The sequence below is a fragment of the Streptomyces sp. NPDC002206 genome (assembly GCF_053593595.1).
Window position 1 is genome coordinate 23,018 of the sequence record NZ_JBSFCW010000017.1, and the last position, 12,287, is coordinate 35,304.

Genomic DNA, 12,287 nt, shown 5'->3' on the forward strand with positions numbered 1-12,287 from the left:
CCCAGCCGCGAGCCGCTGAACTCCGAGGGCGTCTCACGCTCCAGGTCCTCCGTGGCAACCCACCCTCCACCAACCTGAGAGGGGTGCCTGGCGTGATCACCGGCCGAGACCGGTGAGTCCGTCGCCGAGGATGCTGGCGCCCAGGATGAGAAGCACAACCATCGTGATCACATTGTTGTTGGTGACCATGAACTGGCGTACGCCGTCCAGGAACGATGCCGCACGCTGCCCTCCGGCCCAGTGGACGGCAACGGCGCCGACGACGGTGCACGAGCCCAGGAGTACGAAAACGGTCACGGCCACGGCGAGGTCGGTGCCGTGCACGTCGGCTTCGATGATGGCTGTGGTGGCCGATGCCGTCAGTACGAAATTCTTCGGATTGGCGCCGGACAGCAGCACACCGAGGGTCAGGGCCCGCACCGCCGTTGCATCGCCCAGCGACGTCATCCAGCCCGGCTCCTTGGTCTCCTCACCGCCTCGCGGCCGAAGCCACCACTTGCGCCCTGCCAGCACGATCAGCGCTGCCCCGGCCAGTACCCGCAGCCAGTCGGCGATCGCCGACGACGTGCTGTCGGGATCGTCAGCTCCGCCGAATACCACCGCGACGACGGTCGCCAGAGCCGCGAGCCCGATGATCCAGCCGACGGCGAACAGAAGGCCGTTGCGGTGGCCGTGTGCGCCCGCCAGGATCAGCACGATTCCGATCAGCGGAAAGGGGCTGAGCGCGACCGCGAGCGCTGCCGGCAGCGCGGCGCCGATTGCTTGGACAAGCACAGGACGCCTTTCCGTATGACACCCCGGCTGCCCCGACGTGCCCCCTTCCCGGACGATATCGACCTGCCAGGGATTCGCCGCCTCGACTGACCATCCAAACGGGACTATTCCTGGCGCACCGGTCGGCGTACGGGCGGACACTTCCGAGTTTCGTTGTCAGAAGCAACTGAGTGAGGAACGAAGAGCTACCCTGGCCTTTTTCGCGGATCCTCATCACTGCGACCAGCCCGCAACGGTGAACGGGAACGGCCCGGCGCACGAAGAGCTTTCGCACCGGCCGTTGAGCGGCGTATTGGCCCGCAGGCGCCGACAGTTGCTCGGGTCTGGGGGAGGGATGAGGACTCCGTCCGCGAGGCGTTCGCTGAGGCCCGCGCGGACGCGCTCCGGATTTGCTCCCTCAACCCCGAGGCCGGGACGGCCCGTGAGTCCCCGCTCCGCCCTGGTCCTGATGTTGCACGCGAGTGGATCGCAAGCAGGTGTCAGAAGAAGGGCATCGACTCCACCCATTTGGCGCGCCAGGCGGGCGGAGTGAACGGATCCGCGAAGTACTGGGTCTCGTGGGCGACCTTGCCGTCGCGGAATTCCATAATGCTGATAGTGGATGCGGGTTTCCCGTCGTAGTCGATCACATATTCGGTGATCCAAAGATCCCCGCTGCCGAGAATCCGACGGATGGTGAAGGTGAGCTTGGCCGGGTGGTTTGAGCGCAGCGCCTGTAGATTGCGGCGGCCGTGAATGCGCTCACCCGACTGGGGATAGTCAGTGATGGCGTCGTCGTGATAGATCTCGTGCTCGGCGTCCTGGTCCCCGGCAGCAGACGCTGCCCAGTGCCGGTCCAGCGCCGCTCGGGTCTCCTGGTCTCCCATTGCGTTCCCTCCGATCACAGAAGTATCGGACGAGATCCATTTCCGGTCTCCCAACCTTGGGAATCAGCGTAACCCGGCAGCGGTGGCCGAGACGTGCGCTGTCGCGCCGTCCAGTGCGTCCATCGAATGAAAGGGCCCCGATGTCCGGGGCCCATTTTCTTATGTCTTGCCTGGCCCGGGCGTTACCCCGTGACCGAAGGCGGAGCGAATCGATTCGCCTGACCTGTGGTCAGACGCGGTCGTGGTCCCCGCGGGCTGCCGTGATCGTGGTGTGGGTGCGTTGTCCGGAGCGGCGGCGGTACCCCCGCCGAGCCGTCCCCCGACGAGGTCGACGGAGAGGACGGCGGGTCCCTCGTCCAGTCCTCCCCGGAATACTTCCGTGAGGACCTGACTGGGCGCTCCACCACCTCTACCGAGGGGGCTGCGGGGTACTCCGCACGGCCCTCGCCGAGCACTTCCCCCTTCTCCTTCACCAGGGCCGTGAAGAGGGTGCTGGACGGGGCCGGTATCCCCTACCGCCCCGGGGTGCGAACACCGGCCGGGAATGGGCCCGACGTCCACCGCCACGAGGAGAGGCCCCAGGAAGAGGGTTGGCGCAGGTCAGAGCAGACGCCAACAATGCCGCCAGCAGCCCCCGGAGGGGGGTGAGTGTATATCGCACCGAGTGGATGCGGGAGGAGCTGGAGAGGGGGCACCGGATCGTCCCGAACACCGACCGGGGGACCAGCCGCCTGGAAGATCGAATACCGCCGTACCGACTGAACTCGAACAGCACGCTCGGTCTGTGATCCGGTGCGGTCCGTAGCTGATGGGCCGAAAAGTCCGCCATGATGGGAAGTGATCTGAAATGAAGGAGGGAACGGGGGTGTACGCCTACCGGTGCACCCAGTGCCGCACGACCTCGCTGACGGTGGTCACGCGCCGCGGCCTGAACGAGGAGCGGAACAAGCGCCGGCACCTCTTCCACGGCGGCCACGTCCCCGACGGCGAGCAGGTCATGGAGCCGGACAAGTTCAACGTCTTCGACGTCCCCCGGGAGCAGTGGGTCGTCGGCACGCTGATGATCGTCGTCATCGTGACCGGCATCCTGTACCGCTTGCTCTAGCGGCCCCCGTACGTTCCCCGCCGTAGACTTATCAGGGAGCTTGAGCCCTGCCAGACGTTCAGTTCAGGCGGGCTCCGCGAGATTGATCCCGCCAAGGGCGGCGGGATTGGGGTTTTCCACGGCTCCGGCCATCGCGGGCTCTCTCTCCAATGAGCGGAAGCTTCTGCCTCGCTTTGTGAGCAGTGGAATCCTCTCAGGAAGGACGTGGGCCAGATGAGCCATCTTGTGAGCCAGGTGCCCATCAGTGACATCACACTGGCCGCTTCGGCTGTGCGCTGGATTTTCCCCCTCGGTATAGCAGTGGTCGTAGTCGCTGTTCTGCTTGGCCTCGTCTGGTGGGACGCGCGCCGTCGCTCTCAGGCGCGACAGCAGGCCGAGCGTCCCTCCCGAAGCCGGCGGCCTTTTCACGGCGAAAACGTGAGGGATGCAGATGATTTCGGGGAAGGTCTCAGTCCATATGAGATCAACCGGCCCTCTTCGACACGGGACGTGCCCAAGGATGACAACGGTGGGGCTTTTGGCAGTGGAGGACCCGGCGGCTGACGGGTCGGCGACATCGGCGGCACTTGTCGAGATCATCGCGCGGTCAAGATCTACTTTCAATACACGCCCAGGAGGTCACGGCACCGGCTGTCAGGGAGGTGACGAGCGGTGCAGCGATGTCTCTGAGCTGCCTGACCTCGTAGCGGGCGCGTTCCATGACAGCGAGGCTCCGTGTGGCAGTGACCACGAGGCGGGCTGACCGTCTCACCGCCCTGAGGTGCTCGTCAGCTGCTGGTACAGCTCCCAGGTGGCACGTTCCACCCAGTTGTGCTGCAGCTTGCCGTCCTCGCGCACCGCCCAGACGGCCGTACCGCTGAAGGAGATCGGCTGCCCGTCGGGCTCGGTGCCCAGAAGCCCGTTGTTCCTCCCGTGCACGATCCACCGTGACGCCACCCGGCTCCCGTCCTCGTTCTGAAAGGACTCGACGACTTCGAGCCTCAGGTCGTGGACCTGGTCCAGGAAAGCGGCGACCCACGCCTTGAATTTCTCCCGGCCTTCGATGGATCCGCCGGGGTTGGTGATGACGAAGTCCTCGACGACGAAGTCGTCGATCTTGTCGGGGTTGTGGCCGTTCCAGACCTCCTCCCAGAACGCTTCGACGATCTCCACGGAATTCCTGCGTGCTATGGGACCCACTCTCCGGACCTCTGAAAACACGCCGTGGTCCCCGTCTGGCGCGGGCGAGACAGCCCTGACTCCTTCCGGATGTACAGGGCTTACGTCACGCCGCTTCGTACCGGTGGGCCGGGCCGCCGCGCCATTCGATCCACTGCGGGTCGTCGAGGCAATGCTCGGCGTCGTAGACGCCGGCACGCCGGAGGAGTTCGATCAGGGCATGGTCGTCGTGGACGAGGCCGACCATCTCATCGTTGATGGTGACCACCCGACCACCGGTCGGTGCAGAGCTGTGCACGACTATCGGGGTACTCATCCGTCCAGAGTGCACCAGGCTCCTGATCGCAGCATCCCGAGCTCAGGGCTGCCGTCGCCCGTTTGGCCGACGGGCGTTTTGTCCCGACTCACACGGGCTGGTCAGGTACTCCTGCCGTGCGGTCTGCGCAAGTGTCAGCGGCTTACCGTGACCGGGCGGCGATCCCGCCCCCTTCGGGGAAGGGGGCGGTCTGGCCTGTGGGTCGGGCAGGGGTTTCGTCAGGCCGCGTCGACGGACTGCTTGAAGGGGCGACCACCTCGCGCACGTCTTCGGCATCGACGAAAAGACCGCCATCCGCTACGCGGAGTCGACACGCATGCTTCTGGGTGAGGCTGCCGAGCAGCGGTGGCAGTGAAACTCGTTCGACCCGGTTACCTCCTTGAAGAGACCCTCTGGGCATGGAGTTCTTCTGCTACCACCGTGACCGGCCCGGCTCCGTAGAGCTGCGCGACGAGCTGCTGGAAAAGCATTGGTCCTATATGGACCGGTACGCGAAAGAGATGATCGCGCGGGGCCCGACCCTCGTCGGCGACACACCCACCGGCAGCGTGCACATCGTCGACCTGCCTGATCCCGCCGCCGCCCGCGCGTTCGCCTTCGACGAGCCCGGCTACCAGGCCGGCGTGTACCGGGACGTGCTGGTGCGACGGTGGCGCAACATGCTGGGGCGCACCATGTGGGACTTCCCCGGCGGCCGGACCGGTGGCAACCGGTACCTGGTGCTCGGCCTCGGCGCGGAGCCTGCCGCCGACCTCGCGGTACCGTCCGACCGGGACGAGCTGATCGCCTACGGACCGCTGCTGTCCGATGACGGCGCCACCTGGCTGGGTACTGCGGCGTTGGTCCGGGCATCGAACCCGGACACGGCGCGCGCCATCCTGACCGCGGACCGGTACGCCGACATCGAGGTGCACAACTGGCAGTTCGGCGGGCGGCCGTCATGACCCGAGGACGTCCAGGCCGATGTCACGCCGAAGCCCTTCGGATCGTTCAGCATCCTCGTGTTTCACCCGAACCCACGGACGCGTCGGCCTGACGTACACCGGTGGGCCGTGTGTTCGCGCTGAGGCACCTTCGGTTTCCCTGAACGCACGGGGATCATGGCCCTGAAGTCCAGCTCGGACACCAGCCGCAAAGTGGCGGTCAGGTCTTCGTGACCCCGGTCCGGTCTGCCCCGTTCCGTACCTTCGGCGTACACCACGTTCCTGGTTGGCGCGGCGAGCGCCGGTCAGCCGGGGCAGCCTTGGTGGTGGCCGTCCAGTACGTCCGGTACGCCCAGCGGACGTACCGGACGGCATCACAGCCGAGAGCGCACGTCCGGCCATTGGGCCGATGTGGTTTCGCCGCGCGTTCCGGGCCTGCACAATTTGGCTTGTGATGGATGACGACCCGTACCTGTGGCTGGAAGACGTTGAGGGTGAGGCCGCGCTCGAGTGGGTGGCCGAGCGGAACGCCGAGACGGAGGCCGCGCTGGCTGTCGGCGCCGGGTTCGCTCCCCTGAAGGAGCGTCTGCGGGAGGTGTTGGACGCTTCGGACCGTATCCCTTACGCCACCCGTCGCGGAGTGTTCCTTTACAACTTCTGGCGGGACGCCGAGCACGTGCGTGGGGTGTGGCGGCGTACGACGCTGGAGCAGTACCGCAAGGATGCTCCGGAGTGGGAGGTCCTTCTCGACGTCGACGCGCTCGCTGCCGCGGAGGGCGAGAAGTGGGTGTGGGCCGGTGCGCGGGTGCGCCATCCCGATTACGACCGGGCACTGGTGTCTCTGTCGCGCGACGGTGGTGATGCCGTTGTGGTCCGCGAGTTCGACCTCGCCACTGGGGCGTTTGTCGAGGGCGGGTTCCAGGCGGGGGAGGCGAAGACGTGGATCGCATGGATCGACGCCGACACCGTCTTCATCGGCACGGACTTCGGACCGGGCTCGCTGACCGACTCCGGGTATCCGTGCACGGTTCGCAGGTGGCGACGCGGCACGCCGTTGGAGGAAGCCGCCCCGGTCTTCGAGGCCGAGCCGGGAGATGTGTCGACCTGGGGCTGGCACGACACCACACCCGGTTTCGAGCGGGACTTCGTCGCCCGGTCGTTGGACTTCTTCCGCAGCGAGGTGTACCTCCTGACCCCCGACGCCACGCTCGTCAGGATCGACGTTCCCGACGACGCCACCACCTCTGTCCATCGCCAGCATCTGATCGTCACCTTGAAGTCCGACTGGCTCGGACAGAGGGCGGGCTCTCTGCTGGCGTTCGACTTCGACGCCTTCCTGGCGGGCGACCGCACCGCGGAGGTGCTGTTCACCCCGGATGAGCGAACGGCTCTGGCCGGGCACTCATGGACCCGCCACCATCTGATCCTGGAGACGATGCGCGACGTCAGCACCCGCATCGAGGTCCTCACCCCCACCCCCGTCGGTGGGTGGGCACGCAAGCCGCTCGCGGACGTCCCGGCGCTGTCCGCCGTCACTGTTATGGACACGGACCCGGACATCTCCGACGAGTACCTCCTGGACGTGTCCGGGTTCTTGCAGCCTTCCACCCTTTACCACGGGCAGATCGGCGCCGACACGGAGATCCTCAAGCAGGCTCCGGCCCGCTTCGACACGGCCGGTCTGGCGGCGGAGCAGTTCTTCGCGACCTCTCAGGACGGCACGCGGGTGCCGTACTTCGTGATCGGCCCCGACCGTTCCCCCACCGGCCCCGGACCCGCCCTGCTCTACGGCTACGGCGGTTTCGAGGTCTCCCTCACCCCCTTCTACGACGCGGTGACGGGACGGGCGTGGCTGGAGCGCGGCGGCACCTACGTGATCGCGAACATCCGAGGTGGCGGCGAGTACGGACCGGACTGGCACCAGGCCGCGCTCGGCGCGGACCGGCCGCGCGCCTTCGAGGACTTCGCGGCCATCGCCGCAGACCTCATCACGCGGGGCATCACCACCCCGGCCATGCTGGGCGCCGCGGGGGGCAGCAACGGCGGCCTGCTCATGGGCGCGATGGTCACCCGCTACCCGCACCTGTTCGGCGCGATCGTCGCTCAGGTACCGCTGCTGGACATGCTCCGCTTCCACAAGCTCCTCGCGGGCGCGTCCTGGATCGCCGAGTACGGCAACCCGGACAACGAAGCCGATCGCCCCCACCTCCGTGCCCTCTCCGCCTACCACCGGCTCAGCGCGGACCAGGCCTACCCGCCGGTACTTCTGACGACCTCCACCCGTGACGACCGCGTCCACCCTGGCCATGCCCGCAAAGCGGCCGCACGGCTGCGCGAACTCGGCCACCCGGTCCTGCTCCACGAGAACACCGGCGGTGGCCACGCGGGCGCAAGCGACAACGAACAGTCCGCCCACAACAACGCCCTGGTGCATACCTTCTTGTGGCGGCACCTCGCACAACCGGTTCCGCCGGCCTCCGGCAGACCGGGCGGGACTCACCTGGATGATGGGGCCTGCCACTGAGGGGATCGCCGCTGAGCCAGCCGCAAGCACGAGTTCCCCACGTGCCTCCCCGCGGGCAGTGCTGCGGCGGACCGTCCCGCCCAGCCCCAATTGCTGTCGGTCCGACGCGGTGTGCGACGACGTTCCGCCGACGAACCTCAGGACTCAAACACCCACCGCCCCGATCCACCTGAGGGAATGCCCCCAGGGCTTCGGGCGGACGAGGGTCGAAGGGTGAGGGACGCGTCCGGCACACCACCCTGTGGCCACCGTGCCCGGTTCCTCGCCTTGTTGGATCCGGCCAAGGGGAGCGTGCTGCGTCCAATCCGAGCTCCTACGCTGCGTCTCCGTCGACAGCCGCCGACGCCGCGTCCGGCGTCCGACGGCAGTCCTCGGGGAACAGGGACTGACGTGGCGTTCCACAGGCACCCGATCTCAACTGCTGTGACCGGGATGGTTGGCCGCGTTTGGAGTCGGGCTGGTGGCGTCGGGCGGTCGGTCGATCAACTCGGTGGACAAGGAACTCTGGATCACTCGTCGGCCTTGCGCTCGTGTGCGCTCCAACTCATAGCGTGCGTAGGCATGGAGAACAGAACGCTGGGAGACAGCGAGATCGAGGTCAGTGCGCTGGGATTCGGGTGCTGGGCCATCGGTGGTGAGTGGCAGGACGCCGACGGGCACCCCCTCGGGTGGGGCACGGTCGACGACCAGGAATCCGTCGCGGCGATCCGTCGGGCGATGGAGCTCGGGGTCACCTTTTTCGACACCGCCGACGTGTACGGCACCGGCCGCAGCGAGCGGGTACTGGGGCGGGCGCTCGCGGGTCGGCGGGACGAGGTGGTCATCGCCACCAAGTGGGGCAACGTCTTCAACGAGGAGACCCGCACGCTGATCGGTGAGGACACAACCGTCGCGTACGCGCGCCGCGCACTGACCGCGTCGCTGCGGCGGCTGGGCACCGATTGGATCGACGTCTACCAGCTGCATCTGGGCGACGTACCGCTGGACGAGGCAACCGAACTGCGCGAAATTTGCGAGGATTTCGTACGAGAAGGGCTCATCCGCACTTACGCCTGGAGCACCGACGATCCCGGGCGAGCGGCGCTCTTCGCCCACGGGGAGCACTGCGTTGGCGTCCAGCACGCGTGCAATGTGCTGGTGGACGCGCCTGAAATGCTGGCGTTGTGCGAGCAGCACGGACTCGCGTCCATCGTGCGCAGCCCGCTCGCTATGGGCCTGCTCACCGGCAAGCAGGGCTCCTCGGGCCGCGGCGCAGCGGGTGACATCCGTTCGGTGCCGCCCGCGTGGCTGCACTGGTTCGACGAGGGTGGCGTGCCCGCAGCCCAATGGGGGGCGCGCATCAACGCCGTACGGGACGTGCTCACCGCCGACGACCGCACGCTTGCACAGGGCGCCCTCGCGTGGCTGTGGGCACGCAGCCCGCGGACGGTACCGATCCCTGGCTTCCGCAGCGTCGCCCAGGCCGAGGAGAATGCCAGGGCCCTCCAGCGCGGCCCCCTGTCCAAGGCCCAGCTCTCCGAGGTCGCTGAGCTGCTGCAGTGAGAGGTCCGGCAAAGCGCCGTTCCCCGCGACGACAGCTTGGCTCGCCTCACGAGAACCGGTTCTGGCACAACTTCTGTGAAGCTGGTTGGACCGGTCCTCGCCGCGACGACGGCTGTGGCTCGTGACATGCAGAACTCCTGAGCGCGCCAGCGTGGCCAGCTCGCCACAAGCGCCGCCACCACAGAAGTTGAGCCAGAACCCGAGAACCGACAGCAGATGTTCAGCAGTTCCGACATCACCCCGGCGCATTCCGTGTTCGACAGGGGTACCGGGTCCGAGCTCCGATTTCTGGCCACCTCGCAGTGGCGGCCGGTTCATTGAGTCAGGAAGCCTGAGAGGTCCCGTTGCCGGACGAGGTGCGGGCGAACCAGGTTCGCGCCTCGTCGTCGGACAGGATGCGGGTCAGCTCGGCCGTACCCGGGAGATAGGGGAAGAACCGGTCGGCGTTCCAGCTGCGTTGGTACAGCGGTTCGTCCAGCACGAGCAGACGGTATCCCTCCACGACGGGGATATCGTCGGGTAGCCCCTCGTTCCAGATCCGTTCGCCGTCCGGGGCGAGGAGTTCGAAGGCCCCGGTCGCGACGGCCTCAGCGCGTTCTCGGGCGGGCTCGGGGTCCGTGGCCAGGCGGACGCTCTCGGCCGAAGGGGCGGTACCGGGCACGTGGCCGCCGCCGACGAGTACGTGGGCGAGCAGCGTGTGCAACTGGAAGTTGTCCCCGATGCCGCCGATGCGTACCTCGAACCCGCTCCCGGTGGGCCGGTGCAGCACCACCAGGGGCTCGTCGTCCAGGACCGCCAGCGCGTAGGCCAGGCACTTGAGGTCATGCCGCTCCAGGGCTGCCAGGTCGTGGCAGGCGGGGAGGAGCGTGGATGCGTGCCGACGGCGCACCTCTGCGCTGCGGCACAGTACGGCCAGCGCGGGCGGCTGCCATTCCTCGACCGAGCACCAGGCCAGCGCCAACCGCGTGGCCTCGTATGCGTCGCCGCCCAGGCGGGCCAGCAGCGCATCATCGATGATCTTCTCGTCGGGCTCCGGCAGTTCGACCGCGGCTCCGCCGGCGGCGGTCCAGCGGCGGGCGAACTCCAGGGCATCGAGCAGGTCTCGGTGGACGCCGCCGAGGATCGGCTCCCCGCAGGCCGCCGGATCTGTGCCGCTCTCGACGCAAAAGCCGGCCGCCGATGCGAGGAGCGGGCGCGGGCCGGTGGGCGGGAAAGCGGGGAGCAGCGCGGCCAGCCGGGGCCCCGCCAGGACGCGTTCGGTGTCCGTCGCCTGCTGCAGAGCCTTCAGCGCGGCGGTGAAGGCATGTTCGGTGCGGGCACCGTCGCGAGCGTCAACGGCTTGCTCCAGCTCGGATATGACGGCGCCGAGGTCCGAGGCCTTCTGCTTCCTCTTGAAGATCACTGGCACACCTTAGGCCCAAGGGCTGACAGGCGTCACCGTTCGAATCTTCCGGACCGCTCTGTGCTGTCGAAATCGGTGAACATCCGCTGTCGGGTCTCGGGTTCTGGCACAACTTCTGTGGTGCTACTTGTCGACACGGACTGTCTAGAGTGTCGCGGCGTGACAATTTTGATCGTTGGTGGTTCCGGGTTCTTGGGCGCCGAGCTGGTCCGGCAAGCGGCAGTGGCCGGGCACACGACGGCCGCGACCTACGCGACCAGGCCCGGGAGCACTCGAGAGGTCGCGTGGCGCGCCCTCGACCTGCGGGATCCCGGAAGCGTGGAAGCGGTCGTGGCCGAGGTCAGCCCTCGTGTCGTCGTCAACGCATCGAGCGGCGGGGCTGACTGGGCGGTCACGGCCGAGGGTCCTGTCCGTCTGGCGATGGCGGCGGCGAAGTCCGGCAGCCGTCTGATCCATGTCTCCAGTGACGCCGTGTTCTCCGGCACCCGCGTCCACTACGACGAGTCCTGTCTGCCCGATCCCATCACCCCGTACGGGGCGGCGAAGGCCGCGGCGGAGACAGGGGTTCTTCTCGTGCATCCGGACGCCGTGGTCGCCCGCACCTCACTGATCATCGGCGACGGGCAGTCCGTACACGAACGTGCTGTGCACGAACTTGCCGCCGGGGCTCGTGCCGGCGTCCTGTTCACAGACGACATCCGTTGCCCGGTGCATGTGGCCGACTTGGCCGCAGCTCTCATGGAACTCGCGTCGGGAGATGCGAGCGGCATCCACCATCTCGGTGGAAACGAGGCCCTGAGCCGTCACGAACTCGGCATCCTCATAGCCAGGCGCGACGGACTCGACGACTCCCGGCTGCCCACGGGTCTGCGGGCAGACAGCGCGCTTCCCGGGGCCCTCGAAGTACGCCTCGACAGCCGCGCGACCCAGCGCAAACTGCGCACCACGCTGCGTGGTGGCCACCAGTTCCTCACCCCGGCGGCTTGAACGCCCGGAGCCCGACGGCTCGCTTTTGCAGATCAGGCACTTGATCCGCTGAGCGCTGACGCACCACCACAAAACTTGAGCCAGAACCCAACTCGGGTTCTGGCTCAGGTTCCGTGCAGCAATGACTGAGCGTTGCGAGCCGGGAGGCGGCTGCCTCGCTGGGCAGGGCTGGATTTGATCCGGCCCTACGAGGTTAAGGTGCTGATTCACGAAGCGAGGAGAGCTGGCGTGCACGGCAGACCGCGGATGGAGGAAGCCCTCGATCTCCTGCGTGTCGAGCTGGAGGTCGGGCGATCGACGAAGACCGAGTTGACCACTCGAGCTGCATGGCTGGCCTTCATGCGATTCGGGCGGCAGCGCTTTGCCACCGCGCCCACACCCGACTCAGACGGCTTGCTCTTCCAGTACGGCACGTACGCCTTCAGCGGGCGACCGATGTTCACTGTGGACCTCACGCGACAGTTCGACATCAGTGACGACGACGGTGAGCACGATCACTACGTACAGGTTCACTGCGAACTCCGCTACGAGTGCGAACCCGCCCTGGACGCCCTGGGAGGCTTCGACTCCTGGTTCTTTCACGACGCCAATGCGGACCTCGACGAGTGGCTCGCCGCCATGGAAGGGCACCTCGAACTGTTGCTTGCTCGTGGGCCCTCCGAGATCGATGTGTACGAGGAGTCGGTATAG

At 67.4% G+C, this 12,287-nt stretch carries 12 protein-coding genes; 7 read left to right on the plus strand and 5 right to left on the minus strand.

The window, feature by feature from the left end; translation table 11 throughout:
* Positions 1-96: 96 nt before the first annotated feature.
* Both ACWCP8_RS26465 and ACWCP8_RS26470 read right to left on the minus strand, forming a co-directional pair.
* Positions 97-774, minus strand: a complete 678-nt coding sequence (locus ACWCP8_RS26465; protein ID WP_352269382.1) for a GAP family protein — start codon at positions 772-774, stop codon at positions 97-99.
* 479 nt (positions 775-1,253) lie between these two features.
* Positions 1,254-1,640, minus strand: coding sequence for a nuclear transport factor 2 family protein (locus ACWCP8_RS26470; RefSeq protein ID WP_352269381.1), 387 nt, complete (start codon positions 1,638-1,640; stop codon positions 1,254-1,256).
* Between the two features lie 644 nt (positions 1,641-2,284).
* Here ACWCP8_RS26470 and ACWCP8_RS26475 point away from each other — a divergent pair.
* Together ACWCP8_RS26475 and ACWCP8_RS26480 are read left to right on the plus strand one after the other, a co-directional pair.
* The gene (locus ACWCP8_RS26475) at positions 2,285-2,428 is read left to right on the plus strand and encodes a hypothetical protein (protein ID WP_352269379.1); all 144 of its coding nucleotides are present in this window, start codon (positions 2,285-2,287) and stop codon (positions 2,426-2,428) included.
* 59 nt (positions 2,429-2,487) lie between these two features.
* Positions 2,488-2,745 carry a hypothetical protein gene (locus ACWCP8_RS26480; RefSeq protein WP_451118535.1) on the plus strand — a complete coding sequence of 86 codons (258 nt, stop codon included), beginning with the start codon at positions 2,488-2,490 and terminating at the stop codon, positions 2,743-2,745.
* Positions 2,746-3,492: 747 nt separating this feature from the next.
* Here ACWCP8_RS26480 and ACWCP8_RS26485 read toward each other — a convergent pair.
* On the minus strand, positions 3,493-3,897 hold the full coding sequence (locus ACWCP8_RS26485) for an ester cyclase (protein ID WP_451118537.1): 405 nt from the start codon (positions 3,895-3,897) through the stop codon (positions 3,493-3,495).
* A gap of 112 nt (positions 3,898-4,009) precedes the next feature.
* The gene (locus tag ACWCP8_RS26490) at positions 4,010-4,219 is read right to left on the minus strand and encodes a hypothetical protein (RefSeq protein ID WP_352269373.1); all 210 of its coding nucleotides are present in this window, start codon (positions 4,217-4,219) and stop codon (positions 4,010-4,012) included.
* 398 nt (positions 4,220-4,617) lie between these two features.
* On the opposite strand from ACWCP8_RS26490, the gene ACWCP8_RS26495 reads away from it, so the two are divergent.
* The 3 genes from ACWCP8_RS26495 to ACWCP8_RS26505 all read left to right on the plus strand — a co-directional run bounded on the left by ACWCP8_RS26495 (position 4,618) and on the right by ACWCP8_RS26505 (position 9,208).
* On the plus strand, positions 4,618-5,163 hold the full coding sequence (locus ACWCP8_RS26495; RefSeq protein WP_352269372.1) for a YciI family protein: 546 nt from the start codon (positions 4,618-4,620) through the stop codon (positions 5,161-5,163).
* Positions 5,164-5,596: 433 nt separating this feature from the next.
* Entirely contained in the window at positions 5,597-7,666 is a 2,070-nt protein-coding gene (locus tag ACWCP8_RS26500) for a prolyl oligopeptidase family serine peptidase (RefSeq protein ID WP_451118644.1), read from the plus strand.
* A gap of 561 nt (positions 7,667-8,227) precedes the next feature.
* Positions 8,228-9,208, plus strand: coding sequence for an aldo/keto reductase (locus tag ACWCP8_RS26505; protein WP_352269370.1), 981 nt, complete (start codon positions 8,228-8,230; stop codon positions 9,206-9,208).
* Positions 9,209-9,530: 322 nt separating this feature from the next.
* Here ACWCP8_RS26505 and ACWCP8_RS26510 read toward each other — a convergent pair whose 3' ends face one another.
* Complete coding sequence (locus ACWCP8_RS26510; protein WP_451118540.1) at positions 9,531-10,610, minus strand: hypothetical protein; 1,080 nt, start codon at positions 10,608-10,610, stop codon at positions 9,531-9,533.
* A 159-nt stretch (positions 10,611-10,769) separates the two neighbouring features.
* Between ACWCP8_RS26510 and ACWCP8_RS26515 the strand changes: the two genes are divergently transcribed.
* The gene (locus ACWCP8_RS26515; RefSeq protein ID WP_451118542.1) at positions 10,770-11,597 is read left to right on the plus strand and encodes an SDR family oxidoreductase; all 828 of its coding nucleotides are present in this window, start codon (positions 10,770-10,772) and stop codon (positions 11,595-11,597) included.
* 228 nt (positions 11,598-11,825) lie between these two features.
* Entirely contained in the window at positions 11,826-12,287 is a 462-nt protein-coding gene (locus ACWCP8_RS26520) for a hypothetical protein (RefSeq protein ID WP_352269367.1), read from the plus strand.